Origin of the sequence: Enterococcus sp. SB12 (genome assembly GCF_030910025.2) — a bacterium.
Lineage (GTDB): Bacteria > Bacillota > Bacilli > Lactobacillales > Enterococcaceae > Enterococcus_B > Enterococcus_B faecium.
Map to the genome: position 1 here is coordinate 846,579 of NZ_CP175675.1, position 26,626 is coordinate 873,204.

General features: G+C 35.6%; 23 protein-coding genes, 1 pseudogene and 1 riboswitch. Of the genes and pseudogenes, 17 read left to right on the plus strand and 7 right to left on the minus strand.

The genetic code is table 11. From position 1 onward, the window contains the following. Positions 1–6 precede the first annotated feature (6 nt). The 5 genes from RBL01_RS04080 to RBL01_RS04100 are packed head-to-tail and all read left to right on the plus strand — an operon-like array spanning position 7 to position 5,345. Positions 7–1,098: an EpsG family protein gene (locus tag RBL01_RS04080; protein WP_307781083.1), complete on the plus strand. Its 1,092-nt coding sequence runs from the start codon at positions 7–9 to the stop codon at positions 1,096–1,098. Positions 1,099–1,110: 12 nt separating this feature from the next. Continuing rightward, the gene (locus RBL01_RS04085; RefSeq protein WP_073462785.1) at positions 1,111–2,235 is read left to right on the plus strand and encodes a glycosyltransferase; all 1,125 of its coding nucleotides are present in this window, start codon (positions 1,111–1,113) and stop codon (positions 2,233–2,235) included. Further along, entirely contained in the window at positions 2,225–3,169 is a 945-nt protein-coding gene (locus RBL01_RS04090) for a glycosyltransferase (RefSeq protein WP_073462783.1), read from the plus strand. Before RBL01_RS04085 ends, RBL01_RS04090 begins: the two co-directional genes overlap by 11 nt. Positions 3,170–3,172: 3 nt before the next feature. Further along, entirely contained in the window at positions 3,173–3,904 is a 732-nt protein-coding gene (locus tag RBL01_RS04095) for a glycosyltransferase family 32 protein (protein WP_307781084.1), read from the plus strand. Between the two features lie 10 nt (positions 3,905–3,914). Further along, a complete protein-coding gene (locus RBL01_RS04100; RefSeq protein ID WP_073462779.1) occupies positions 3,915–5,345 on the plus strand; it encodes a flippase in 1,431 nt (476 codons plus the stop codon). Positions 5,346–5,550: 205 nt separating this feature from the next. Here RBL01_RS04100 and RBL01_RS04105 read toward each other — a convergent pair. Both RBL01_RS04105 and RBL01_RS04110 read right to left on the minus strand, forming a co-directional pair. Beyond that, positions 5,551–6,841 (minus strand): annotated as a pseudogene (locus RBL01_RS04105) (ISL3 family transposase). Between the two features lie 519 nt (positions 6,842–7,360). Next, positions 7,361–8,110 carry a MurR/RpiR family transcriptional regulator gene (locus tag RBL01_RS04110; RefSeq protein ID WP_307780960.1) on the minus strand — a complete coding sequence of 250 codons (750 nt, stop codon included), beginning with the start codon at positions 8,108–8,110 and terminating at the stop codon, positions 7,361–7,363. A gap of 142 nt (positions 8,111–8,252) precedes the next feature. Between RBL01_RS04110 and pfkB the strand changes: the two genes are divergently transcribed. Genes pfkB through lacD form a run of 4 tightly spaced genes read left to right on the plus strand, consistent with a single transcriptional unit; the run spans position 8,253 to position 12,074 of the window. Next, on the plus strand, positions 8,253–9,203 hold the full coding sequence (pfkB, locus tag RBL01_RS04115; protein ID WP_104776994.1) for a 1-phosphofructokinase: 951 nt from the start codon (positions 8,253–8,255) through the stop codon (positions 9,201–9,203). Further along, positions 9,185–10,648, plus strand: a complete 1,464-nt coding sequence (locus RBL01_RS04120) for a fructose-specific PTS transporter subunit EIIC (protein ID WP_307780959.1) — start codon at positions 9,185–9,187, stop codon at positions 10,646–10,648. Before pfkB ends, RBL01_RS04120 begins: the two co-directional genes overlap by 19 nt. Further along, the gene (locus tag RBL01_RS04125) at positions 10,645–11,103 is read left to right on the plus strand and encodes a fructose PTS transporter subunit IIA (protein ID WP_002337823.1); all 459 of its coding nucleotides are present in this window, start codon (positions 10,645–10,647) and stop codon (positions 11,101–11,103) included. Before RBL01_RS04120 ends, RBL01_RS04125 begins: the two co-directional genes overlap by 4 nt. Further along, entirely contained in the window at positions 11,100–12,074 is a 975-nt protein-coding gene (gene lacD / locus RBL01_RS04130; RefSeq protein WP_307780958.1) for a tagatose-bisphosphate aldolase, read from the plus strand. Before RBL01_RS04125 ends, lacD begins: the two co-directional genes overlap by 4 nt. 178 nt (positions 12,075–12,252) lie before the next feature. On the opposite strand, the gene yidC is transcribed toward lacD, so the two are convergent. Together yidC and RBL01_RS04140 are read right to left on the minus strand one after the other, a co-directional pair. Then, on the minus strand, positions 12,253–13,203 hold the full coding sequence (gene yidC / locus RBL01_RS04135) for a membrane protein insertase YidC (protein ID WP_002302193.1): 951 nt from the start codon (positions 13,201–13,203) through the stop codon (positions 12,253–12,255). A gap of 715 nt (positions 13,204–13,918) precedes the next feature. Then, positions 13,919–14,194, minus strand: coding sequence for an acylphosphatase (locus tag RBL01_RS04140; protein WP_002289551.1), 276 nt, complete (start codon positions 14,192–14,194; stop codon positions 13,919–13,921). Between the two features lie 106 nt (positions 14,195–14,300). On the opposite strand from RBL01_RS04140, the gene RBL01_RS04145 reads away from it, so the two are divergent. From RBL01_RS04145 to RBL01_RS04160, 4 genes are all read left to right on the plus strand, one after another. Then, positions 14,301–15,065 carry an RNA methyltransferase gene (locus RBL01_RS04145; RefSeq protein WP_307780957.1) on the plus strand — a complete coding sequence of 255 codons (765 nt, stop codon included), beginning with the start codon at positions 14,301–14,303 and terminating at the stop codon, positions 15,063–15,065. Between the two features lie 122 nt (positions 15,066–15,187). Further along, entirely contained in the window at positions 15,188–15,691 is a 504-nt protein-coding gene (locus RBL01_RS04150; RefSeq protein WP_002289559.1) for an HD domain-containing protein, read from the plus strand. Positions 15,692–16,098: 407 nt separating this feature from the next. Further along, entirely contained in the window at positions 16,099–16,746 is a 648-nt protein-coding gene (locus RBL01_RS04155) for a FusB/FusC family EF-G-binding protein (RefSeq protein ID WP_165537977.1), read from the plus strand. Between the two features lie 41 nt (positions 16,747–16,787). Further along, positions 16,788–16,854, plus strand: a riboswitch (Fluoride riboswitch). A 54-nt stretch (positions 16,855–16,908) separates the two neighbouring features. Then, positions 16,909–18,177, plus strand: a complete 1,269-nt coding sequence (locus RBL01_RS04160; RefSeq protein ID WP_002334498.1) for a voltage-gated chloride channel family protein — start codon at positions 16,909–16,911, stop codon at positions 18,175–18,177. Between the two features lie 26 nt (positions 18,178–18,203). On the opposite strand, the gene RBL01_RS04165 is transcribed toward RBL01_RS04160, so the two are convergent. The 3 genes from RBL01_RS04165 to RBL01_RS04175 form a co-directional block, all read right to left on the minus strand. Next, positions 18,204–19,403, minus strand: a complete 1,200-nt coding sequence (locus tag RBL01_RS04165) for a YdcF family protein (RefSeq protein WP_002302199.1) — start codon at positions 19,401–19,403, stop codon at positions 18,204–18,206. Between the two features lie 118 nt (positions 19,404–19,521). Next, on the minus strand, positions 19,522–20,829 hold the full coding sequence (locus tag RBL01_RS04170) for a serine hydrolase (protein ID WP_086310285.1): 1,308 nt from the start codon (positions 20,827–20,829) through the stop codon (positions 19,522–19,524). A 115-nt stretch (positions 20,830–20,944) separates the two neighbouring features. Beyond that, the gene (locus RBL01_RS04175) at positions 20,945–21,067 is read right to left on the minus strand and encodes a hypothetical protein (RefSeq protein ID WP_002296297.1); all 123 of its coding nucleotides are present in this window, start codon (positions 21,065–21,067) and stop codon (positions 20,945–20,947) included. A 231-nt stretch (positions 21,068–21,298) separates the two neighbouring features. Here RBL01_RS04175 and RBL01_RS04180 point away from each other — a divergent pair, with 231 nt between their 5' ends. The 4 genes from RBL01_RS04180 (at position 21,299) to RBL01_RS04195 (ending at position 26,584) form a co-directional block, all read left to right on the plus strand. After that, positions 21,299–22,417 (plus strand): hypothetical protein, encoded by a 1,119-nt coding sequence (locus RBL01_RS04180; protein WP_165537981.1) that lies wholly within the window; start codon positions 21,299–21,301, stop codon positions 22,415–22,417. Positions 22,418–22,675: 258 nt separating this feature from the next. Beyond that, entirely contained in the window at positions 22,676–22,996 is a 321-nt protein-coding gene (locus RBL01_RS04185) for a hypothetical protein (protein WP_165537983.1), read from the plus strand. 451 nt (positions 22,997–23,447) lie between these two features. Then, positions 23,448–23,648 carry a cold-shock protein gene (locus RBL01_RS04190; RefSeq protein ID WP_002288762.1) on the plus strand — a complete coding sequence of 67 codons (201 nt, stop codon included), beginning with the start codon at positions 23,448–23,450 and terminating at the stop codon, positions 23,646–23,648. Between the two features lie 146 nt (positions 23,649–23,794). Further along, positions 23,795–26,584: a helicase C-terminal domain-containing protein gene (locus RBL01_RS04195; protein ID WP_002325037.1), complete on the plus strand. Its 2,790-nt coding sequence runs from the start codon at positions 23,795–23,797 to the stop codon at positions 26,582–26,584. The last annotated feature ends 42 nt before the right edge of the window (positions 26,585–26,626 follow it).

A 26,626-nucleotide genomic window follows, 5' to 3' on the forward strand; every position in this document is an offset into this window, starting at 1 on the left:
GAAAAAATGATTTTACTATTATTTTTTTTAATATATTGTTTTTGTTTAACAATATTTTATAGAGAAAATAACAATATATTATCGCTTGTCTTGTTATTACCTTTTCTTATATTTGGCTCCCTAAGACACTACAGTGTGGGTAACGATTCTATAGAATATGCAAGGGTTTATCAAATAATTGCTGGAAATGGAGTTGATATATTTAAAGATCGATATGAAATTGGTTTTTTAAAACTAAATGAATTATTAAATGTAATTAGTCACTCTTACACATTACTTTTTACTATAACTATTATTGTCACATTGTATTCATTGTATATATTGTTAAAAAATTATGCACTAATGCCAGGTTTTTCCATAGCAATGTATTTTTTATTGCGGTATTACGATATGTCTTTGAATGTAGTACGTTTATCAATGGCCATAGCAATAACTATGCTAGCAACCTATCAATTATTAAAGAATCGATATGTACTATTTACTTTTTTAGTTATTTTGGCTTCTACTTTTCATAGAACAGCTTTAGCATATTTAATTGCTATTTTTATTTGGAAATTTAATATAAGAATTAATAGAAAGTCTTTAGTAGTATTAAGTAGTGGAACCTTAATTTTATTCATAGTTTTTGACACGATATTGAAAATAGTCTTAAATATATTTCCTATATATAGTTACTATTTAACTTCTGCATATTTTGATGGCAACGTAAAAATTGCTACTTTATTCAATATAGCAATCTTTTCTATATTTACTTTGCTAGCATATAAGATATCTGTAAGTAATAAAATTAAAATTGATAAAGAGCTTGATATAGAAGAATTTAATAAAATCGAAGGTTTCTTTCTAACTATGATTACTTTAGGCATTTTTATAAATATATTGTCAATAAATTTTAATTTGTTTAATAGAGTAGGAGATTATTTTTTACTATATTTAATAATTTATTTACCAAATCAGATGGTTAAATTAAAAGACAAATATGCGTCTATTCTAGTAATATATGGTTTTTATATAATTTTAATATGTTATTATTTAATAATAATAATATATAGACCTGAATGGAATAAGGTTTATCCTTATCTATTTTTCTGGCAATAAGGAGAGATTAAAATGCAACCCAGAGTGTTAAATGTTATTGCTACTAGACCTGAAGCTGGAATAAAAACAGTTTTGGAAAATTATGAAAAATTTTTTGAAAAAAATATAATATATGACTTTATGGTATTTGACGATAATCCAACTGGTGTCTTTGATATACAGATGAAAGCTCATAAAAGAAAAATACATCTTTTTAAGTCTTTAAGTATAAAGAATATAAAAAATGTATATGGAGAATTAAATACATTTTTTAAAGAAAATAAAAATAAGTATAATATTATTCATATTCATACGCCTAATGTTGCTTTTATAGTAGCACCAATAGCAAAAAAAAATGGTATTAAGATAATTATAGGACATTCTCACGCTACTAAATATTCTGATAAAATATTATCAAAATTACGAAATTTTATACTTTTAGCAAATAGAAATTATTATTTCACAAATATTTGTGGATGTTCATCAGAAGCTTTAAGATTTTTGTCTAGATTCACTGTTAAAAAAAATAAATTCATTATAAAAAATGCAATCGATATATCTAAATTTAAATTTAATCATGGATATAGAAAAATATTTAGAGAAGAATTCAAAATCAAAGAAAATCAAATTCTTGTTGGATGTATTGGCCGTTTTAATAATCAAAAAAACCAAAAATTCCTTTTAGATGTTTTTTATGATTTGAAAAAAAGCGATGAATTTCATTTGATTTTGATTGGAAGTGGACCAAACAAAAAGAATATAGAAGAGTATATAAAGAGAAAAAAAATGCATAATGTAACAATCACAGATCCTCGTGATGACATTTATAAAATATATAGCGCTTTGGACATACTTGTGCTACCTTCGAAATTTGAGGGATTGCCAATGGTTGCCGTAGAAGGTTTAGCAAGTGGCTTGCCTGTGATTCTAAGTAACAAGATAACTAAAGATTTATTTTGTAAACAAACCACATATTTATCTATTAATAACTATAAATTTTGGTCTGAAGCTATTTCAAATACTAATTTAACCAGTTATAGAGAAAGAGAAGAAGCAAACATACTTGAAGAGCTGAATTATGATATTAAAAAAGAACAAAGTAACTTGATTGAATATTATGAGCAATTAATATATGGAGGGGGAATAAATGGAAAATAAATTAGTGACCGTTATTGTACCAGTTTTTAATGCTGGAAAATATTTAGAAAATTTGATTTTATCATTAATGAATCAGACATATCACAATATAGAAATGATATTTATTGATGATGGTTCTACAGATAATTCACGAAATATTGTAAATAAATATTGTAAAAAAGACTCAAGAATTACTAAGATTTTTACAGAGAATGGTGGCGTGTCTGCTGCTAGAAATAGAGGATTAACTATTGCTTCCGGTGATTATATTTGCTTCATTGATGCAGATGATTATGTAGAAGATATATATGTAGAAAAATTATTAGATGGTGTTATGAATAATAATGTCCAACTAGCTATCTGCGATTATTGGTTAGTTTATGAGAAAAAGAGAAAAAAAACAGATAATAACTTAAAATCAATATCGACTGTAAATTCTTCAGTAATAATAAAGGAAGTACTTCTATCAGATAACTATATTAAAGGATTTGTTTGGAATAAAATTTTTGATGCTCAAATAATAAAAGAACATTCTATAAAATTCAATGATAAGTCATTTATACTTGAGGATATGGAATTTTTAATTAAATATCTATGCCATATAGAAAATATTTATTTAATTCACCAACAATTATATAACTATATTCAACGCTCTAATTCAGCGACTAGAAAGATTGATAATAAATATATGAGTGCCTTTAACGTTATAGATAATTTAAAAAAAATACTTAATCACAACTATGATCCTTATTTAAAAGTTTTATACTATGAATTTTATACTAATGTATTTAAATATCATATAAAAAATAAGAGTTTTTCTAATCTTGAATTTTTAAGTAGAAGAGAATGTTTATCAAGTTACTACTTATTAGTTAAATTAAAAAAAAATAGAAGTTATATACAGAAAATTAAAGATATAATAACTATTTTATTAATAATTTCATACATGAGGTGAAATATGATTCCTAAAATTGTACACTATTGTTGGTTTGGACAGACAAATAAAAGCACAGAAATAAACAGTAATCTGGAAGAGTGGAAAAAGAAATTACCGGAACACGAATTTATTGAATGGAATGAAAAAAATTTTGATATAAATTCTATACCATTTGTTAAGGAAGCATATGATAGGAAAAAATTTGCTTTTGTTAGTGATGTAGCTAGACTGTACGCATTAATAGAACATGGGGGAGTGTATTTAGATACAGATATTGAAATAGTTAAAGACTTCACATCTGTAATCAATGATTACTCTGCTGTTTTTTCATTAGAAAATGACAACTCAAGTGTAGCTACTTCTTTTATTGCTGCTGAAGAAAAACATTCAATTATAATGGAATTATTTGAAAAGTATCAAACTATGAATTTTATAGATAACGATGGTAATGAAGTTACTATTCCTAATACAATTTATTTAACAGAAATATTAAAAAAACAAAAATTTTGTATAAAAAATGAAATTCAGATATCAGATGGGATAGCTTTATTTCCTGATACTTATTTTTCATCATTTAATTTAGAAACTGGAAAACCTAGGTATACGAGACAAACATACGTTGTACACCATTTTTCAGCTTCATGGCAAGATAGAAGTTTTCATTTTAAAAAAACAATAAAGAAATTTTTAGTAGTGTTATTAGGAGAAGAACTTTATATAAAATTAAAAAGGATTTTATTGGCTTCTAAGTAAAAGGAGAAGTATGAAAATAGTAAAAAATTATTTATATAGCATATCATATCAGTTGCTAATAATTATATTACCTATAGTAACAGTGCCATATATATCTAGAACTCTTACGGCTGAAGGTGTAGGGAAATTTTCTTACACTAATTCAATCATACAGTATTTTGTGCTGATAGCTACATTGGGTACCAGTATATATGGTAGCCGAACAATAGCATATTATAGAAATGACATTGAAAAAAGATCAGAAAAATTTATCGAAATTATGGTACTAAAATTTTTAATGATGCTTGTTTCTTTTAGTATATTTATTGCTTTTCTTTTTATCTATGGAAAGTTTAAACTAATACTATTATTGCAATCATTTCAAATATTAGCCGTAGGTGTAGATATTTCATGGTTTTTTATCGGTATAGAGGATTTTAAAAAAACTGTTTTTAGAAATATATTAATAAAGATTGCATCAGTTATACTGATTTTTTTATTAGTAAAAAAACCTGACGATTTATGGAAATATATAGTTACTAATAGTTTTTCTATTTTGATTGGAAATTTTACATTATGGAGCTATGTTCGTAAATATATAAAAAAAGTTGATTTAAAGAGTATATCTATAAAAGTTCATATTCCTCTAATTTTAAAATTATTTATTCCACAAATTGCTACACAGTTATTTGTTACTTTAAATAAAATATATTTAGGAAATATGTCTACATTTGTGCAAACTGGTTTTTTTGATAATTCAGATAGGATCATTAGAATATTAATTGCTTTTATAACTGCTATTGGAACAGTTCTTTTCCCAAGGTTAGCAAATGAATTTCATAAAAATAATCTATTGAAAATGAACAATTACTTTAAAATTGCATTTGATATGGTTAGTCTAGTAGCAATACCAATTTCCTTGGGAATGTTTCTAATTTCACGTCCGTTTTCCATACTATTTTTTGGAGATAGCTTTCAAGGAATTGATAAAGTTTTAGCAATTTTAAGTTTTGAAATTATTTTTATGGGATGGAGTTCGTTAATCAATCAATATTTAATAGCTAGTGACAAGCCTTTTGGGATTACAATTTCGATTTCACTAGCAGCATTGTTGTCTATTTTTTTATCATATTATTTAATAAATAATTATTCGGCTATTGGTGCAGCAATGAGCTCAGTTATCGGTGAATTTGTTATTGCAGTAAGCTCCTTAATTTTTATGAGAAATAATATCAGCTTAAAATATATATTTAAAGATTTGTGGAAAATGATAATAAGTGGGTTATTTATGTTTTTTATCTGTAGAATATTTCAACTTATAAATCCTTTTTTTAACAAATTATATATTCAGATATTTTTAGGTAGTTTAGTCTATTTATGTACAATTTTCTTTTTAAATCCTGAGATTATTAATTATATGAAAAACAAGCTTATTGGTTATAAAAAAGATAAAATTATGTAGATTAGATTTTAAAATATTACAATGAATTCTTTTTGAAATTAATAATGAAAAGTTAAATTTTACAAGCTGAGGAACAGAAAGAAGTTATCATTTCTTTCTGTTCTTTTCTGTTAATTATAAATTTTGGCTCTTTGTCAAATGATGTTGGTAAAGAGAAATCTTAGAATAATTGGAGATCAAGTGGATCAGTTCCTCTTGATCTTTTTTAGTTGAAAATCAATGCGTTGCCATGACGAATCATGATGCGCAATTTGAAATTATAAAAGCTACGAAAGCCATATGCATTTCGTTTTAACACTTTGATATGGTTGTTCAGACATTCAAGTGGGCCATTTGAATAACTTTGTTGTAAAGCATTTTTGATTTGTGGCAGAAATTTCTGGAACGTTCTCAAGGTCGTCTGATAGCCTTCGGGAAGCATGATATTATTGGTAAGTAGTTCTTCAAACGATACGTAGTCTCGTTCCTTTACAGCGTAAAGAAAGTCTTGATATAACTGATAGCCTACACGCAAAGCAGGGCTCCCTTTCAGTAAGCGATCCACAATATCGGTCTCTGTTAAATGAGCTTTGAAGCCAGGTCGCCAAAGGCGTCGAGTATAATCAAGCTTGCGTTCATCTTTTTGAAGAAGTTTCCAGTATCTTTTTAATTGCTTACCTAATTGATAGTGTTTTTGTTCTTTGCTTTTTAATAGTTGGTTCGTTTCTTTGATTCGATGATTGCGAAAGGTACGACCAATATGTTGGACGATGTGAAACCGGTCAATAATCAGCTGTGCTTTTGGAAACAGCTTTTTAACGAGCGATACATAAGGAGCGTACATATCAATCACGATCCATTCGACCGCTTCACGAATTTCTCGTGAAAAATGACTAAAATAACGTTTTAAAAAGGCAGTTGTCGGTTCTCGACAATGTCCAATAAGCGCTGTGTTTGTCCATCCATCATGATGAAACTCATAGCACCTGAAACACCCCGAACTGATTTGAATTCATCAAAACAAAGTACCTTAGGTAACGGTGTCCGAAAAGGATTCAACGGACGATAAAATCGCTTCATAATACGGTAAACAGAAGAGACCGATAGATTTTTCTGAGCGGCGATCTCTGTCATTGAGGTATTTTTTTCAGACGAGTCACGACAGACCAGCGGACTTTCTCACTGATGAAACAATGTTTTTTCGCAACAGAAGTATCTGCGACAAAGGTCCGCTGACAAGCTTTGCATTTGAAGCGTTGCTTTTTCAATTCGAGGTAGGTACGGTATTCAGAAACATCGTTCATTAACAACCGGACGGTTGTTGTACCCCAACGCACAATATCTGAAGCAATCTGGTGTTTACAGTGGATGCATTCTTGGGCTGTATAAATCAAGTTTCCACGATAAATATGACAGATTTGCCCTTTGTATTTTTCTTTTGTGAGACAATTTTCGTTAAAAGTAACTGATAAGTCTAGAATATCTAATGTTTCTTTGATAAGGTGAGTGTAAGACATCTTGATTCCTCCTTTTGGGTTGGTTCGCCAAATTAATTCTAAAGGATTTCAAGGTGTCTTTTCTATATGTTTTGGAAAATAAAAAAGATGCTGGTGTCATCCACCAACATCAAAAAGTATAGAGCCTAAATTTTTATGTTTGGATTTGATTATTTTTTCATGCTTTATTATATTATTTAATTTTCTTGTGGAACGTTATTATAAAAGTTTTCTCCTGTTGTGGTAAATGTTTTGAATCTCAAGCTTTTAAATAGTACATAGCAAATTCTAATAGTTATAACTCAAATAACAATTTAGGTAATTGTTTAGCAGTTTTATTATCCAAATTTGAAGCAAAGTATACTTTAACATTACTGTTTAATTTTTAGCGATTATTTTACAATCTCTTAATCATTTAGGAAGTTTTTTATTTCCTACTAATTCTGTATATAAATAAAAGTGATATTGATAGAATAGGTTTTTTCATAGTGTTGTTAATCCCATTATTTGCAATTGTTATCAATCGCAAATCAAATATCCTCACTTCTCCCCCATACGCAATACATAGGCGTCAAGCAGGATTCTCGCTATAATCTGGAGAGGCAAACGCGACCGTACTTCATAATCAGGGAAATAAGAACCTTCTGATTTGAAACCTACGAGATTGATCTCGCAATAGTCTTTCAGTGTAGAGGAATGATTGGCTGTAACTAGAATCGAACCAATCTCTGCATCATAGCAATTCTTTGCGGCGGTGACGAGTTCTTTTGTCTCGCCGTTCAAAGAAACAAAAATAACGCTGTCTTTCTTAGTCAGTTTCTGACTGATGCTTTTGATAATTTCTGGATCAGTATGCATTTGACAATTTTTTCCTGTTAATTGAAGTTTTACCAGCATTTCTTGGCCAATCATTTCTGAAAATCCTCGGGCAAAGACAAAAACCCGGCCAGAAAATTTGATTCTTTGTATTGTATCTTCAATGTTCCCGATTTCCAACATATTGATCGTACGTACCACTTCTTGTTCATTTTTTAGAATGGCTCGACGGATACCTTTGTCTACTTTATCTAAGAAAGAAAAATTGATGTTCTTGTTTTCTCCTTCTTTTAGATGGTGCTTAAACGAAGTAAATCCTTCATAGCCTTTCTTTTTCATTGTCCGCACAATGGTGGCTGTTGAGACATTTGCTTGTTCACTTAGTTTCACGATGGAGTAGTTAGGGATCTCTAGGATGTGGTGTTCGATAAAGTTCCAGAGGTACTGTTCTGTTTCACTTAATTTGTGATCCATATTCTTTCCTTCTTTCACTAAAAGTTAGTTAAAAAATAGCACGATGTGTTTATAAATGTAAAGGTTCTCTTTGTGTTGGAACGATTAAGAAAACATTTTCTCTTTCGCGTATTTCATAATAGAGTCAAGGAGGTCATTGGTTATGTCTATCTACACATGCACGATGAATTTGGCAATTGATCTATTTATTGAAACAGAGGAGATGCATCCTTTTATGGTAAACCGTACAAAGGAGGATGACATTCAGGCAAACGGAAAAGGGGTGAATGTGTCACTAGTATTAAAGATGCTAGATTTCCCAAGTACGGCATTAGGTTTTTCTGCTGGTTTCACAGGAAAATATATAGAAGACTATTTACAGAAGAAACAAATCCAAACAGAGTTTATTGAAGTGCCTGGTATGACGCGTATCAATGTATTTACACAAGTCAATCAAACGAGAGAAGAATACAAATTAGTGAATCAAGGACCTGAAATACCGCAGGCAGCTGTCCATAATTTTTTAAATCAAATAAGAGCATTACAAGCAGAGGATTATCTTTGTGTTTCTGGGAGTTTACCAAGAGGGCTGTCTCCAAAGGTTTTAGTAGAAATCAGTCGGATTTGTCAGGAAAAGGGGATTCATTTGATTATTGATAGTAGTGATCAAGAGGTCATGGATTGTTTGCCCTATCGACCATTTTTGCTGAAACCGAATGAGGAAGAACTTTCTTCTTGGTTCGGACGAAAAATGGTTACAGATGAAGAATACTTTGTTTATGGACAACGACTAGTAGAGTTAGGTGCAGAAAATGTTTTGTTATCCCTCGGTGAGGAAGGAGCGATTCTTTTTACGAAAGACAGGGTGATTCGAGGAAACTCGCCAAAAGGAAAAGTTGTCAATACAGCATGTGCAGGTGATGCCATGTTAGGCACTTTTTTAGCAGGATACATGAATCGACGACCGCTTGATGAAACGTTACGTAAAAGCATAGCAGCAGGCAGCTCTACTGCTTTTCGTAAAGGACTGACTGATTTTTTGGATGTGGTGGAATTAAGTAAACAAATCAAAATCAAGGAAGAGAGGTTCGAAAGATGGGAAAATATCAACTAATTGCAGCAACCGGTTGTCCGACAGGAATTGCACACACCTACATGGCGCAAGAGGCATTAGAGCAAGCAGCTAGGAAAAAAGGCATCACGATCAAAGTGGAGACCCATGGACAAATTGGGATCGAGAATGAATTAACGGCTGAAGAAATCAAACAGGCAGATGCTGTCATTATTGCCGCAGACAAAGATGTCCATTCAGAAAGATTTGCGGGAAAACGAGTCATTGATGTTTCTGTCAGTACAGGAATCAAGTATGCACAACGGCTGATTGACGAAGCATTGGCAGGAAAAGGGACCATCTTAGCAGATAATGAAGCTGTTGATACTTTAGAATCAGAAACGATAAGTGGTGCTAATTTTGGTCGCAGCATCTATAAAAATTTGATGAATGGTGTCTCTCATATGTTGCCTTTCGTGGTAGCTGGCGGAGTATTGATTGCTATTTCATTTGCCGTTTGGGGAATCTATTCTTTTGATTCAGATCATGCACAATACAATGCTACAGCGGCAATGGTAAAAGCAGTTGGCGATGCAGCAATGGGAATGATGGTTCCAGTTTTAGCAGCTTATATTGCAGAAGGGATCGCGAAACGTCCAGGGTTAGTCGTTGGATTTGTTGGTGGAATCGTAGCCATGAATGGCGGTACTGGATTTTTAGGAGGTATTTTAGCTGGGTTCTTAGCAGGTTATTTTATCTTATTGTTGCAAAAGCTACTGACAATTTTACCTAAAAAACTAGATGGCTTGAAGGCAATCTTCTTATATCCAGTTATTGGTGTAGCATTTATTGGCATCGTGATGTCTTTGCTGGCAGGTCCAATGAAGGCTATAAATGAAGGAATGATGAGCTTTTTAGCTGGATTTGAACATTCGAATCCACTTGTTCTTGGCGTGATTGTTGGCTGTATGTGTGCGTTTGATATGGGAGGACCGGTTAATAAGGCGGCATATGTAACAGGAACAGCTCTTTTGGCACAAGGAAACACGACTTTTATGGCTGGTGTGTCAGCAGCTTGTATTGCACCACCGTTGATTACTGGTTTTGCTACTTTATTGTTTGGTAAATATTTTGATACCAATGATCGTAATGCAGGTTTGGTTAATTTTATTTTAGGATCAACTCATATTACGGAAGGAGCTATTCCGTTTGCCGCGAAAGACCCGATCCGAGTGTTACCCACGATGATGTTAGGCTCATCAATTGCTGCTGTCTTAACTTATTTGTTTGGCGTCCAAGTTCCAGCACCACATGGTGGTTTTTTAGTGTTACCTGTAGTGACGGGAAAAATCCAATGGGTTACAGCGATTCTTATTGGTTCGATCGTTGGTGGAGTGATACTAGGATTAATCCAAAAGAAAAGAGTAACTGATAAAGACAAGAAGATGGATAATAAAGCAGCAAATCGTACAGTTATCGAAAAAGGAAGAGCAGGAGACTTATCATGACAATCATTCATGAAGAGAACATTTTTTTACAACAGCCATTGGATAGTCAAGAAGAAGCATTTAAGTTTTTAGCAAAGCAAACATTCTGCTTAGGAATTGCTCATGACGAAAAAGATGTATATCAAAAACTTCTAGAAAGAGAAAAAGAAGGTACTACAGGAATAATGTCAGGTTTTGCTATTCCTCATGCGAAGTCTCAAACAATAAATGAACCTAGTATGATTATCGTCACACTGAACAAAGGAATTGAATGGAACAGTTTAGATAGACAGTCAGTTGATTTTATTTTTGCGTTATTTATTCCAGATTCAGAAGCAGGAACGACTCATTTGAAATTATTGTCTCTCGTTGCACGATCATTGATGCGAAAAGAGGTTACAGAACAGTTGAGAAAAGCAAAATCGAAAACAAAAATAGCCACAATATTAACTAAAGAAATAGGTGAAGATATATGAAGAAGATGAGTATAGAAAAGCAGGAACGTTTGAAGCGATTGACGGATGAAGCTGGAATTATTAGCGCGTTAGCAATCGACCAGCGTGGTGCTTTGAAGAAAATGATTAACCAATATAAAGAAGCTACATCAGAAGACATCATCCAATTTAAACAGATGGTTTCTCAATACCTGACTCCCTATGCCTCAGCTATTTTACTTGATCCAGAATACGGCCTTCCTGCAGCAGCTCTTCGAGAGAAAGAATGTGGCTTGCTGCTAGCTTATGAAAAAACCGGCTATGATACGAAAATGCCGGGAAGATTACCTGATTTATTGAATATTTGGTCGGTGAAAAGGTTAAAAGAAGCTGGTGCGGATGCTTGTAAATTTTTATTGTACTATGACGTGGATGAACCAGCAGAGATTAATGTGCAAAAACAAATAGTTATAGAACGGATTGGTTCAGAATGCGAAGCAGAAGGCATACCTTTCTTTTTAGAGATCCTTTCTTATGATGCAACTATTGGCGATCCGTCTTCTCTTGCCTATGCAAAAGTAAAACCCCATAAAGTTATTGAAGCCATGCGAGAATTTTCAAAAGAACGTTATCAAGTGGATGTATTGAAAGTAGAAGTGCCAGTGAATATGAGATTTGTGGAAGGATATGGGCAAGAGACTTGTTATAGTCAAGCAGAGGCATCCGCGTATTTCTATGAACAATCGAAAGTGACTGAACAACCGTTTATTTTTTTAAGTGCGGGAGTCAATGCTACGCTATTTCAAGATACATTACGTCTTGCAAAACAATCAGGTTCGACATTCAATGGTGTCTTATGTGGGCGAGCAACATGGGCGAAGGGAGTGGCACCTTTTGTTACCGAAGGCGAAAAAAAAGCGAGTAGTTGGATGTTAGAAGAAGGAAAACAAAATATTAAGGAATTAAGTACATTATTAAAAGAAACAGCAACACCTGTCTACGTTGATAGATAAGAAAAAGTTGTTTCTTCATAAAAAGATGCTGCTGCAATTAGATAGCGATCAATCGATGATTCAAATTAAACATTCACTTAAATAAAAATATCGACCAGATTTCTTTTTCAAAAATCTTGGTCGATATTTTTAATTGCTAAAACTGTTAATGAATTTTTATTACACTCTTATTTACTATCTACTTCCGCTTCTGCTGCTTTCCTGCGTTGCGGCCTTTGTTGTTTGTACTGTTTTTTGGTTGTTTGATTTGTTTTGTTGCTTGTTTGTTGTTAGCTGGCTTTGCTGATTCTGTCACGTCTTTTCTTGGAGTGACGACTTGTTTTGGCGGGTTTTGTTTCAACTCTTCTGCCACTTGTGCTTTCAAACGTGGTTTCATCATAACGTTTGTGATGAATGTTTGCAGACAGCTGAACACACCACCGACTACCCAGTAAAGTGTAACACCGGCTGGCGCACTGATCGACATGAAGACGATCATAGCAGGAGAGACGATCAGCATCGTACGCATCGTCTTTTTCTGTTCTTCAGGAATACCGATTGTTGAAATATATCCTTGAAGCAGATAAGCGACCCCTGCAATGGCCACAAGCACCATACTTGGTGAGCCTAGATCGATGCCGTAAAAAGATGATTCACGGATACCTTCTGTGTAGCGTGCTGTAAAATACAAGGCAGAGAAGATCGGCATTTGGATCAATAGAGGCAGACAGCCGATTCCGCCGGTCATACTCAATCCATTTTCGCGATATACTTGCTGCATTTCTGCTTGTGCTGCCATTTGTTCTTCACGTGTTGTTGCAGCTTTTAGCTTTTGTTGTGCTGCTTCAACTTGTGGTTTTAACGCTTGCATTTTTTCAGATTGGATCATTGTTTTTTTCGATTGACTGATACCTAGTGGCAAGATGATGATACGAACGATCACAGTCATTGCAATAACTGCCCAGCCGTAAGACCAATTGAAATTCTCAACTAGATATGTAATCGCTTGGCCCATAGGATGGACGAGTACTCGATAAACGATTCCTGAAGTGTCAGGGTTTCCGTTTGAATCCATCCGCACACAGCCAGATAAAAAGAGCAGGATACTGACAAGTCCGGATCCCAATAACCAGTTTTTCCATTTATTCATAGAATACTTCCTCTTCTATAATTTTTACACAAACTTAACTATACTAAAAAAGCGCATGGAATTCAATCAACTTCATAGAAATTTCATATAAATATTCGTTCTTTTTCGTAGCGAAAAATTTTGAAAAAAGACAAAAAATCAAGAAAGAAATACTTAGAAAGAAAAGAGTGATTCCAAGTGTTTCTTTCTTATTTAAAAAACTAAAAACTTTTTTGTTCTGTTTGGAAAATATGGGTTAAGCAAATTTATTGCAAGTTATAGATCAGCTTTTTTACTACCTGTATTTAATATTTGAGGCAAAGTGCCTCAAAAACAACCTTATCGACGATGTTCAAAAGTCAGTTTCTTGGTATTAAGTCAAATTTATGCAAAAATGTGGAAAGCCATTTTCACAAAATTTTCCTTAATACTCAAAACTAAGCGACTTTTTCACAACCAGTCCTTAATGCTTGATGCAGATCAGCTTTTTCGCAACCTTATTGACGGTGTTTTATCAGCTGCCTCTCGGTATTAAGTCATTACATTTCAAAATATGAGAAGCTATTTTGAAAATGTTTCTCCTTAATACTCGAGGCAAAGCGCTTCAAAAACAACCTTATCGATGGTGTTCAAAAGCTTGCATCTACGGCATTAAGTCCAGCCTGTTGAAAAATATGGAGAGCTATTTATCACAACCAGTCCTTAATGCTTGATGCAGACCAGCTTTTTCACAACCTTATCCCACCACATCAAATTTCTTTCGTTCCTCAATCATCGGATCTTCTTGGACATCCACATACTGCACTCGTCCACTTGGGCTCGGAGACTTCTTGACTTCTTCGATAAATTTTTGGATGATGTCGTCATTTCCGATTGCTTCGATTGTGACTGAGCCGTCGTCTTCGTTTTTTACCGTTCCGGTCACGCCTAACTGATCAGCAACCATCTTGGTCATATAGCGAAATCCCACGCCCTGGACACGTCCTTGGACATTCATTTTAACTTTGCGCATGTTCGTCACCTTTCTTTCCTGTTTTATAAATCAATGATACCGATTTTTTTAGGATGAAACAAGCTCAAGCACCTATTCCATGATATAATCAGTTGAGGTGAGGAATGTGAAAGAGATCCAATCAGCAAAAAATCCAAGAATCAAAGAATTAAAAAAACTACATAAAAAGAAATACAGAGAAGAAAAGGCAGAATATCTTTTGGAAGGGTTCCATCTGATCGAAGAAGCTGCGTCGTCTGATGCAGAAATAAAAGAACTTTTTGTGACACAGAGAGGTATGAAAGAATGGGGAGACTGGCTGGCTGTAAACAAAGAGATTTCTACTTTTCTAGTTTCAGATGAGGTCATGACCGCTATGTCAGATCTACCTACACCGCAAGGGATCTTAGCAGTGATGACGTTAACATCTGAAGATACGCCAGATTTTTCAGGAGGCTGGCTTTTACTAGATAATGTACAGGATCCTGGAAATGTGGGAACGATGATCCGTACGGCAGATGCGTTTGGTATGGCTGGTGTTTTATTAGGTAAAGGAACGGCAGATATTTATAGTACAAAGGTGCTGCGAAGCATGCAGGGAAGCAATTATCATTTGCCTGTGTTACAAAAAGATTTGGCAGATGTAATCCCTATAATGAAAGGCAAAGGGTTTACGGTGTACGGTACAGAATTAAATGAAGAAGCACATGCATTAGACAAAGTAGAAAAAACAGAGGATTTCGCTATAATCATGGGAAACGAAGGTCAGGGAGTAAGTCAGGAAATCTTGTCTTTGACTGATCAGAACGTATATATCCCAATGAAAGGAAATGCGGAATCATTGAATGTCGGAGTCGCAGCAGGGATCGTTCTTTATCATTTTTCTTTATGATTAAGGAACTATTAAGCTTTAGCTATTTTATCTAGAGCGACTAGAATAATCCGAACACTGGTGGTATACTTAGATCAATTTCAGAAGAAAATGAAATTCAAAAAGGTGGCAGATCGATAATTATGACAGAAAAATGGCGTGAAGACGAAGAATATATGTCTTATGTACAAGATCTTTTAGAAACAGAAGCAGTGAAAAAATTAGCGAATTACACACAGCATGTTCATTCCACTCGTTTGGAGCATTCCATCAGTGTTTCTTACTATAGTTATCTGCTCGCAAAAAAATGGGGTGGCAATGCTAAAGCAACAGCGCGTGCTGGACTTTTGCATGATCTGTTCTACTATGATTGGCGTACGACGAAATTTGACGAGGGGACACATGCGTATATCCATCCAAGAATTGCTGTAAAGAATGCAGAAAAAATCACCGATTTGTCTGATCTTGAGCGAGATATCATTTTGAAGCACATGTGGGGCGCAACGATCGCACCGCCTAAGTACAAAGAAGGATATATCGTGACATTCGTGGACAAATACTGCGCAGTCAAAGAAGCGGCTCAGCCCATGTCTGCAAGTATGCGTAAGAGATGGCAACGTTACTTTGGGAAAGAATCCTCGATTTAACAGGTAAAACCAATATAGACCATATTGAGGTTGTGACAGAAGTGGTCAGCTTCAAGAAATAAGAAGGAATGTACGAAAATTGCTTCTCAAATTTTTGTGAAATTTCGGCTTATTTTTCGAAGAAGCTACTTCTGGAACACCATTCATTCGAAACAAGGGACTTTGACACGACTTTTGTCACAGTCCTTTTTTCTGTTTGCAGTTGACTATCTGTTCAAGATACGGTTTACTTTTATTTATCGAATGAATCATGTACATAGAATAATAAGCATTAAAGGGGGTGATGATAAGATGCAAAACGTATCTTATTTAAAAGAGTCCGGGATCTTCAGGTAACACATACTTTGCAGAAGATCACTTTTTTCTACAAAGTATGCACTTTGGTTAGAAGAAAGGACTTTAAAATCATGGAACAAACAATAAAACCATACCAATATTTTTTTATAAAAAGAGAAGTAGAACAGTTATTAAATGCGTACTCATCTGTCAATGATCCAAAAACGGTACAAACAGTTCAGGCACTAGCAGCTGAAAAGATTCGAGACATATTAGAACACGAACTGCCAGAAATCGATACATTTTTAACGACAGTTTTAGACGTAAAACTGACAAAAGCGCAAGCAGAAAGAGCATTGGAGGAGCTGAAGCAAATCGTCCAGCCGTTTATGCAGCCTAGCAAACCACAAATCGAGAAATTATTCCGAAAAGTGAAAAAACTCAAACAACCAGCTTGGAATGAAATCGACTTGCAAGAACATACGTACATCGGCTGGAATGATCCAGGTACGCAGAAAAAATTCATGGTCTATTACGAAGATGAAAAATTAAAAGGGATTAGCGGTACTTTATCACCAACGATAAATAAGGGAATCTGTGCAATCTGTCAGAAAACATCGAATGTTTCGCTTTTTCTTTCTACAACGAAAGCAGGTTCTGATGGCACGTATACGAAAAAGGGGAATTATATTTGTCATGATAGTGACCAATGTAATCAACAGTTAACGAAATTGGCTCCTTTCTATGAATTTACTGAACGTGTAAAGAAAGAACGATAATTTTATTGTTTTTTACAGAAAAATATGCTATCTTTTAATGGAAGTGAATAGGTGATGGTGTTCGCCTTTAAATGCTAACGAAAGATAGCTAATGACGCCTACTAAAGTCTGGGGACAGCCCCTTTCTTTAGTAGGCGTTTTTTTATTGAGGAGGAATTTTTTATGGAAAAACAATTACCGAGTCCAGTACGCATTTTAGTGTACATGCTGAAGTGGCTGGTGATCACAGCGATTCTCGGTATATTCATGGGGAGCTTATCTGCTTTTTTCTTAAATAGCTTGACAGTTGTGACAGATATCCGACTATCACATCCTTGGCTCCTTTATCTACTACCAGTTAGTGGTGCGCTTTTTGCTTATCTCTATGCGTATCACGGCGGTCTTTCTAGTCGTGGAAACAACTTAGTGATCGATCAAGGAAATGGTGGAGAAGAAAAAATCCCGTTGCGACTTATTCCACTTACACTGTTTGGAACCATAACTACCCATTTATTTGGGGGATCTGTTGGCCGTGAAGGAACAGCAGTCCAAATGGGGGGAGCGTTAGCAGATAATATATCACGTTTGTTCCGATTGGATAAATCAGAACGGGAAATCTTGATTATCAGTGGAATCAGTGCGGGTTTTAGTTCTGTATTTGGCACACCTTTAGCTGGAACATTATTTGGATTAGAAGTGTTGGCAATCGGGAAAGTCCGAACAGAAGCGATCTTCCCTAGCTTCTTTGCTGCACTGTTTGCAAATTTCATGACAGAAAGCTATGGTGTTTCTCATCTACATTACCAAATGGGTGTGATTCCTGAATGGAGTATGTTGCTGTTCTTCAAAGTTTTTGTTGCTGGGATTGCTTTTGGTTTGATTGGTTGGGTATTCAGCCGTTCGATCGTCTTTTTAAAAGCGCGATATGCACAATGGATTCCTCATCCTGTTTGGCGAAATACGATAGGTGGAGCTGTAGTTGTGGCAGCAGCATTGATTTTGCAAACACAACGTTATCTCGGTTTGAGTCTTCCGTTACTTCAAGAATCATTTAATGGACAGACACATGTCTATGATTTTATTGGGAAGTTATTCTTCACAGTTTTGTCTTTAGGCGCGGGATATCAAGGGGGAGAAGTGACACCATTGTTTGAAATTGGTGCAACGCTTGGTGCAGCACTAGCGCCTTTGCTCCATGTTTCTGTTCCTTTTCTCGCAGGATTGGGCTTTATCGGAGTATTTTCTGGTGCGACAAATACACCGATTGCCTGCTTTGTGATGGGGATCGAATTGTTCGGTTCACAAGCGGCAGTATACTTCTTTATGATCTGCTTGATCAGCTTTATGTGTTCAGGCAACAGCGGTATTTATTCTGCTCAGCAAGTAGCGGTCAAAAAAGGGATACTCTTTTTGCCAATAGTTAAGAGAATGAAAGAAAAAAACAAGGTGTGACATATGTTTTGTCACACCTTGTTTTTTTAGAAAAGTAAAGTAATCAGCGATAAGAATGCGGAGCCTGCGAAAAGCAATCCGCAAATGATCATATGTCTTTTTTTGTTCATCATCAAGATGGCGATGTATTCTCTTAAAAACGCATTAGGCAAGTAGTAGAAAGCTGTTTTTGCACCAATACCATTTGCTTTCAATTTGGCTTGCCGCGCATAAAGACCGGCTCTAAAAATGTGGTAATTGTTGGAACTAAAGATCGCGCGGTATGGCCCTTTCATTTGCTGATCCATGATTTCCTTTGAATAGAGCATGTTCTCCAAAGTGGTTGTCGAATTGGTTTCGACAAGAATGTCTCTTTCAGGGATTCCTTGTTCCATGGCATATTGTTTCATCGCAATGGCCTCTGGTACTTTTTCGTCTGCTCCTTGCCCGCCAGACATCAATAAGATGGGCGGATTTAATGTAGCACGGCTTTGAGCCCGATAAAAAGCAATTGCCTTATTGATTCGCTTGGCTAGAAGAGGAGACACTGTTTCTCCATTGATCAACCCAGCGCCTAACACAACGATGAAGTCTTGATTGTATCGAGGTCGGTTGAACTGATACAAGAATGAGACAGTCAAAAAGTTGTAGAATACGATAAATAGATAGATCAAGATCAGGGGAACGCAGAAAAACAAAGCATTTATCCATTGCGGCAAATATTTTAACAAGAAAAAGTCAAAAACAAGAAACAGTGTAAGAAAAATGGCTAGTATCAACGTTAAAAGATTAGCTAATGAATGCGATTCTCTACGTAAAACTGTGACCCCGTTCCAAAAAAGAAAAACAATCAATCCATAAATACCAAATAAAAGGACAAGTAGCAATGGAATCGTGATCAAGGCGATCAGTCCGCCAAGGAAAATATTTTGCGTTTCATACAGCAAGACAAACAAGTAGATGCCGAAACTGATGAGGAAAACATTGAATAAAAGACCATTCAGCAGCCTTCGTTTTTCTGTGAAATAAGAAAAAGCAAAGATACTAAAGAACAACAATGGAATCAAAAAATAAAAGGTCGAATAAAAAATTTCCAACACGACAAAATAAGTTAAGATTACCGTAAATGTCCACGTACTGCCGTAAAAGAACAAGGAAGGATCCTTCTTCTGTTTTCGCCAATAAACGATAGAGAATACCCCAATAAGATAGAGAACTAAAAAGATCAGATCTCTGGTTAGATTCATAAATTCAACTCCTTTTTCTTATACAGTATAACGAAAATAGATGAAAAAAGCTGTTATTTAAACTAGAAAAAGCAAAAAAACATCTTTCCGATGGAAAGATGTTTTTCTTATTGTTCAATTAAAACAAGTTGCCAAAAAATTCTGCGACGCGTCGCCAGCCAATCACGAATATATTCGCTTTTTCCACTGTTTTATCCGTAATGATCTCTGTTGATGGTGCATTGTTGTCTTCTAAATAGCCTAATTTATCGTCTGTCAAGGTGATCGTAGCGGTACCGATTTTTGTACCTTTATCCATAGGTGCTTGGATCTCATTGTCAGTGACTTGCTTCTTGTCAAGTGTTGGCGTGATCGTTAATTTGCCAGTATCCATATCGTTTCGTACCCATACTTTTACAGGGCTTTTAAGCACAACAGGAACTGTTGATTCTTTTCCGTCTTTTACATCAATGGTTTTTAGACTAGGAATACTTGCGTTAGCTTTTCCGAGCTCTTTTTCTGACCAATTGTCATAGCAGTAGTCCATCAAACGGTCTGTTTCATTGAAGCGGGCACTCGGGTTTTCCGCATGGCCGTCCGCATTCAATACGACAGTGATGATCCGTTGATCGTTTTTAGTGATCGTACCAACGAAACAAGCACCTGCAAGCTCAGTCGTACCAGTTTTTAATCCGTCCACGCCTTCCTTGTAATTAACGAATCCTGGGAGCATCCAGTTCCAGTTGACCATTTCCACTGGTGATTGCGTATTTTCGCCAAACATTTGGGTCGTAGTACTTGATACATCCAGTATTTCTGGGAAATCCAAGATCAAATGGCGGGCAACGATGGCCACATCTTGAGCAGACATTTGATTTTCGTCGTTTTCTCCAGTGCCTTCTGGTCGGTTTTCACCAAGATAAGAGTTGTTCAATCCTGATGCATTAACGATTGTTGCATCTTTGATTCCCCAATCTTTCAATTGTTCTTTCATTCGTTCAGTGAATTTAGCTTCGCTGCCAGAGATTTTTTCTGCCAAGGCCACCATTGAAGCATTGGCTGACTGGATGATTGCAGAGTCGAATAATTCTTTGACAGTGTAGGTGTTTTCTTTATGCAAAGGAACATTCGATAAATCTAGGGTGATACTCAAATTTTCTGCATAATCTGAAATCGAAACTTTATCATCCCATGATAGTTTTCCTTCTTTTACTTGATCAAGAACGATGTAAAGACCGATGATTTTTGTGATTGAAGCGATCCCCATGGTTTTTTCTCCATCTTGATCATAAAGAATCTTACCGCTTTGCGCATCTACAGCAAAAGCTGCTTTTGCATTTACTTTGAACGTATCTTCAGCTTGCACAGCAACAGCTGGTAGAAAAGAAGCAAGGCAAAGAATGAGGCTAGCCAATAATAGGACTAGACGTGTTTTTTTTATGGACATATCCGATCTCCTTGTAATTAATTTGTTTCGCTACAAATTAAAATTTTATCAGAGAGGGGAGAGAGTTTCAATGTTTCTGAAAAAACTTTAGGATAAGAACGCACGTTATGGAAGGTTAGCGGTCGTTTTTACGTACTTTTACAGGAATAGGCTGTGTTTCCGCATCTAATAAGCGGGAAGCGCTGAAAGCAAATAAACTGATAATACTTAATAAACTGAAAATCATAATCAAATGCATAAGATCCACCTCTTTTATTCTTTTTCTTAGTTTATCAGCATTTCATGAAGAATAGTTGAAGACTGGGGCTAAATAATTGAGGAAATTATGAAGATAACTTAAAAAATAGCTAAATTTAAAACCGTAGAAACCGTTTTATTTTTTTAGATACGTTTTATTGTATGGAAAAATAGTGTTGTGGTAGACTTTAGATAGAAACAAATGAATGATTTTTTTAGGAGGGGTACGTTTATGGCAAAAAAGGATAAAGAATTATTGTCACAATTGACTTCAGAAGGCGCTAAAGGACCATTCGTCACGATCATGCTGAATACGCATGTCGCCCATCAAGATGTGGAAAAAGATCAGATCAAATTCAAAAATTTTGCGAAAGAAGCAAAGAAACGTTTTGAGAAAAAATATTCCGAACATGACTGGTCCCCGTTCCAAGAAAAAATTGAAAATTTGTTAGGAGATCCTTCGTTTTGGCGTAGTGCAACTACGAGTGTAGCGGTCATTATAACTGCTGACCAAACCTATATCCATCGTTTGAGTATCCCGGTAGACGATCAATACTATGTAAGTGATCTTCCCTATTTACTGGCTATTATCAAAAATGGGCAGTTCAACTATTCTTATTATTTATTGGGATTGAACCGCGACTCCATGAAATTGTATGAGGTCAGCAACAAACAAGTAAAAGAAGTATCTCTACCAGAAGGGGCACCGGTTGATGTCGTTACTGCATTGGGATCTGAACTGACAGGTGGCGGTTTGAACTTCTCTTCTAATGGAGGAGGCGGAGCCCGTGATGGAGTAACTTTCCATGGCGTAAATCCAAAAGATGAAGAAGTAGAGATCGATTGGGTCAACTATTACCAAGCAGTTGATACGTACTTGAAGGATTCTTTCGAAAATCCTGAACAATGGCCGATTTATTTATTTGCATTACCAGAAAATCAGACGATGTTCAAAAAAATTGCTAAAAATCCCTATTATTGTGCAGACGTTGCGATTTCTGCTTCTCCTGCGCAGCTATCCTTTAGAGATATCGAAGAAGGGGCGAATAAGTTGTCAAGTGAACTCGCAGCTCAAGAATCAAAAGAATACAATAAACTCTTAGATAAGAAATTCATCGATCAGTTAGTTGATATTGTTCCAGCTGCGAAAGAAGGAAAAGTGTCACATTTATTTATCGCTACGTCAAACTTAGCTGATGGTTTCGGTGAAGATCCTGAAACAGAATATGATCGGCGTCAAGTGTTGAATGCATTAGCAGATGATGTGATCATTAATGGCGGGAAAGTGTTTATTTTGGATCAAAAAGATGCGCCAGATGAAAAGAGTCTGACAGCGATTCTTCGTTATTAAAAGAGGTTGTGAAAAAGCTGTTCTGCATCAAGTAATAAGAACAGCAAGCAAAAGTAGCTCTTCATATTTTTTGTTTGGTGGGCTTATTACCGCAGATGCAAGCTTTTGAACACCGTTTAAAAAAGAGGTTGTGACGTGGTCACGACCTCTTTTTGACGATTATGATACAAAAAACATCATTTATGAACAAAATGTGAATAACGGGCGTTCTTGAGATATGATTTTAATTGGGAAAAACTTATCGATAAGGAGGTCTTTATGAAAAAAAGACTGTTATGGTGTTTGCTGTTTCTATCCCTAAGTTTAACAAGTCAGCCAGTTTTTGCTGAAGAAACACAGCGGTCTCCTATTACAGGCACACGTCTGTACAAAAATGTTTATGTACAGACAACAGATCTTGATTCTGCGATTCCTGAAACAGAAGAACGGTCTTTGCAGCCAAGATTTGGTTACTTTTGGTACTGTCCGACCTGTGATTATGAAAGTTGCTGGCATTTCTTACATTATACAGCTGCAGCTTTTGCTTTTACTCATACTCAGAAATATGATGGACATCATCCTGTTATTTATGAGGTATAGATATGAGCAAAAAAGAAAAACTAATCTCGTTGATCGTATTGGTTTGCCTTGTTCTTCTGGTAACTGTCATAGGCTATCAGAAATACCATGAGAACATCAGACCTACTAAAGAATCTTCCCCAGCCTCGACCGTTGAAACAGAACCGATAAGTAGTCAGAAAGAATAATTTTTTTAGTTTAAAAAAGAACATCAGAGCAAAAAAACACCAACTGAACAATATGTCGTTTATTTTAAAAAAAGTTCGGTTTTTCACTTTATGTAATCGCTGAGAAAACTTTTTTTAATAAAAAAAGTCGAAAAACTCTAGCTTTTTTGTAAACGGTATGATATACTATAGGAGTAGTTTTTGTTCGGTAATCTGTGGTAGCTTGTTTCAAATAAACATCTTCCAGATATACACCATTCAAGTAATTGCAAAATATGTGTTGATACACAAGGAGGATTTTTATTATGGAAACAGGTACAGTAAAATGGTTTAACTCAGAAAAAGGATTTGGATTCATCACTGCAGAAAACGGAAACGATGTATTCGTTCATTTCTCAGCTATCCAAGGCGACGGATTCAAAACTTTAGAAGAAGGCCAAGCAGTAACTTTCGATGTTGAAGAAGGCCAACGCGGACCTCAAGCAACAAACGTTACTAAAGCTTAATTAACCTATACTAAAAAATAAACGCCCAGACATTTGCGTGTCTGGGCGTTTTTGTCTATTTTCTTTAAAAAGCGATGAGAGTATTTTTCTGCACTTTGTAGTATAATTTCAAAAGAACATTAGAGGCAGGAGAAGAGGAAGATATTTTGAAACCAAGAACTTATGCAGTCGTTGATATCGAAACGACTGGGACGAATCCAAAAGAAGATCGGATCATCCAATTTGGCTGCGTCATGATTGAATCAGGTCGGATCACTTCACGTTTTTCGATCGATATTCATCCAGGGCGGAAGATTTCAAAACAAATCCAGCATTTAACAGGGATCACGAATCAACGCGTCCAAAAAGCGCCTTATTTCGAAGATGTCGCCCAAACGATTTACAATCTTTTGGCAGACACCATATTTGTCGCGCATAATATTTATTTTGATTATAATTTTTTGAACCATGAACTCATGCGATGCGGACTTCCTAGTTTGAAGATACCAGGCATCGATACAGTAGAACTTGCACAAATTTTCTTGCCGACGGAACCAAGCTTTCGCTTAGCTGATTTGTCAGAAAGCCTTGGATTTATTCATGAGAATCCTCATCAGGCAGATAGTGATGCCGAAGTGACAGGTCAACTTCTTTTGCTGATCGAAGAACGGATGAGAAAATTGCCAATCATCACGTTAGAGCAGATTGCGCGATTAAGTAGACACACAGGTATGGATACGAGTCGTTTCATTTATCACGTGATTGAAGAAATGAAAGAAAAACCAGAGCCACTTGATCCCTCATTAGAAATCGTCGATGGGCTAGCTTTGCAGAAAAAAGAAGTGGAACTATTCACATCCGTCCATTATGGCGAGCGGACATATCCAAGAAAAAAACAAGCAAAAGAAAAAATGTTTGGTAAAACACTGATGTATCGAAAAGAACAGAACAGACTGATGAATGCGGTCTACGACCATTTCACAAAAGATGAATCAAAAGATTTGATGATCGAAGCAGCTACAGGAATGGGTAAAACAATCGGTTATCTGTTGCCATTGAGTTATTTGGCTACACCTGAAAAACCCGCTGTCATCAGTACCGTTTCGCTAGTTTTGCAGCAGCAGATCATAGAAAAAGACATTCCATTGCTGAATCAATTGCTAGATCAACCCATACAACCTGTAATTATCAAAAGCTATCGCCACTATATTGATTTACAGCGTTTTAAAGGCACACTTGTGGAACCGCCAGAACAAAAACAATATGCTTTGTATCAAATGGCGGTCTTAGTTTGGCTGACGCAAACGAAGACCGGTGATTTGGATGAATTACATTTAACAAATTTGAACCATTCATTCTTTGCAGATATCGCGCACAGAGGTATTGGATTTTTAGCAAGAAATCAGTCATTTTACGAACAAGACTTTGTTCGTTTCTTGCAAAAGAAAATCAGGCAAAGTAATTTTTTGATTGTCAATCATGCGTTTTTAATACAAGAAACACAGCGAAAAGAACCATTGCTTCCAGCTAGTTCATTTTTGTTGATCGATGAAGTACATCATTTGCCGGAAATCGCTGAAAAAGTAAATGACAAACGATTAAGTATTAACTATTTCCATAAACAAATCCAGCAATTAGAAGAACCAAATCAGCTGTTTGACCGAATACAAAGCTATTTACCGAAAGAACATGAAGCCTTACGCTGGTTATCGATTTATCGAGAAGAACTTTCTGCGCTATGCGAAGCACAGATTTGTATGGCAGAAGGATTAATGAGTTTAGTGAGCGGCAAGCAACCTAACGGACAGTATCCAGAAGAAGTCATGATGACAAAAGAGATGTTGGATCAGCTGCCACTGGAATCTGGGACAGCCATTGATCACCTGCAGCTTTTTTATCAGGAGATCCAGCAGCTACAGTCACAAATGCGTCTGACTTTTGAGATTATCCAAGAAAGCTGGACAAACCAGATGCGGATCGATTTAGCAAGTTTATATAGCTTATTTGATCAATTAGATAAGCAGTACTTGCTGATGGATCAATGGCTGGAAGACTGGCGAGATCATTTGATCCATTGGTTCGTTCCTGGGAAAACAGCGCAGCAGATGATTTTTCATCTCCATGATTTTCAAGCGGCTATGTTGCCGTCGACTGTTTGGTATCCTCGATATGATCGTATTCTTTATATTGGAGGAACGCTGAAGATCGGCCCTAATCGACACTATCTCTCTAAGCGGCTTGGCATTGAAGCAGCACCTCTTAAAGTGATTGCCTCTCCTTATGATTATGAGAAACAGGCAAGGATCTATGTGCCAAAAGAGGCACCTGCCGTCCATCAAGTCAGCAATCAAGCATATATCGATTATTTAGAGACAGCACTTACAGGTCTGATCGAACAAGAAGATCGGCCAATACTTGTGTTATTCACTTCTCATGATGTTTTGCAGAAGGTCTATCAGAAAATGCATCTGTCTATGCTAGAAAAAGGACGAGAAATACTAGCTCAAGGGTTTGGCGGAAGCCGGGAGAAGCTTTTGAAACGCTTCATTTTGTCAGAAAAAAGCGTATTGTTTGGCGCTGACAGCTTTTGGGAAGGTGTAGATTTGCCTGGAGATGCTTTGCAGATCGTTGTAGTCACACGTTTACCCTTCGATAATCCGCTTCGCCCGATGGTTAAAGCTAGGAACGCTTATTTAGAATCAGAGGGGATCAATCCTTTTTACCAGGAATCCGTACCTAAAGCAGCTTTGAAGTTACGCCAAGCATTAGGTCGCTTGATAAGGACGGAGACAGATCGTGGCGTATTGCTTATTTTGGATCGAAGACTAGTCACTGCAAAATATGGTGCACGGATCATCCATGCATTACCGAAAAAAGTACCGATCAAAGAGCTAGCTATGGAGGAAATCTATCAGGATATCCATGAATTCTTAAAGAAAAATGAAGAAGGAAGTTAGAGGAGCTGTCTTTTTTCATAATTAAAATCTGCTATAATGAAA

Coding starts and splice junctions, on each gene's coding strand:
- RBL01_RS04080 (WP_307781083.1), top strand. CDS start 7: ATGATTTTACTATTATTTTTTTTAATATATTGTTTTTGTTTAACAATA.
- RBL01_RS04085 (WP_073462785.1), top strand. CDS start 1,111: ATGCAACCCAGAGTGTTAAATGTTATTGCTACTAGACCTGAAGCTGGA.
- RBL01_RS04090 (WP_073462783.1), top strand. CDS start 2,225: ATGGAAAATAAATTAGTGACCGTTATTGTACCAGTTTTTAATGCTGGA.
- RBL01_RS04095 (WP_307781084.1), top strand. CDS start 3,173: ATGATTCCTAAAATTGTACACTATTGTTGGTTTGGACAGACAAATAAA.
- RBL01_RS04100 (WP_073462779.1), top strand. CDS start 3,915: ATGAAAATAGTAAAAAATTATTTATATAGCATATCATATCAGTTGCTA.
- RBL01_RS04110 (WP_307780960.1), bottom strand. CDS start 8,110: ATGGATCACAAATTAAGTGAAACAGAACAGTACCTCTGGAACTTTATC.
- pfkB (WP_104776994.1), top strand. CDS start 8,253: ATGTCTATCTACACATGCACGATGAATTTGGCAATTGATCTATTTATT.
- RBL01_RS04120 (WP_307780959.1), top strand. CDS start 9,185: ATGGGAAAATATCAACTAATTGCAGCAACCGGTTGTCCGACAGGAATT.
- RBL01_RS04125 (WP_002337823.1), top strand. CDS start 10,645: ATGACAATCATTCATGAAGAGAACATTTTTTTACAACAGCCATTGGAT.
- lacD (WP_307780958.1), top strand. CDS start 11,100: ATGAAGAAGATGAGTATAGAAAAGCAGGAACGTTTGAAGCGATTGACG.
- yidC (WP_002302193.1), bottom strand. CDS start 13,203: ATGAATAAATGGAAAAACTGGTTATTGGGATCCGGACTTGTCAGTATC.
- RBL01_RS04140 (WP_002289551.1), bottom strand. CDS start 14,194: ATGCGCAAAGTTAAAATGAATGTCCAAGGACGTGTCCAGGGCGTGGGA.
- RBL01_RS04150 (WP_002289559.1), top strand. CDS start 15,188: ATGACAGAAAAATGGCGTGAAGACGAAGAATATATGTCTTATGTACAA.
- RBL01_RS04155 (WP_165537977.1), top strand. CDS start 16,099: ATGGAACAAACAATAAAACCATACCAATATTTTTTTATAAAAAGAGAA.
- RBL01_RS04160 (WP_002334498.1), top strand. CDS start 16,909: ATGGAAAAACAATTACCGAGTCCAGTACGCATTTTAGTGTACATGCTG.
- RBL01_RS04165 (WP_002302199.1), bottom strand. CDS start 19,403: ATGAATCTAACCAGAGATCTGATCTTTTTAGTTCTCTATCTTATTGGG.
- RBL01_RS04170 (WP_086310285.1), bottom strand. CDS start 20,829: ATGTCCATAAAAAAAACACGTCTAGTCCTATTATTGGCTAGCCTCATT.
- RBL01_RS04175 (WP_002296297.1), bottom strand. CDS start 21,067: ATGCATTTGATTATGATTTTCAGTTTATTAAGTATTATCAGTTTATTT.
- RBL01_RS04180 (WP_165537981.1), top strand. CDS start 21,299: ATGGCAAAAAAGGATAAAGAATTATTGTCACAATTGACTTCAGAAGGC.
- RBL01_RS04185 (WP_165537983.1), top strand. CDS start 22,676: ATGAAAAAAAGACTGTTATGGTGTTTGCTGTTTCTATCCCTAAGTTTA.
- RBL01_RS04190 (WP_002288762.1), top strand. CDS start 23,448: ATGGAAACAGGTACAGTAAAATGGTTTAACTCAGAAAAAGGATTTGGA.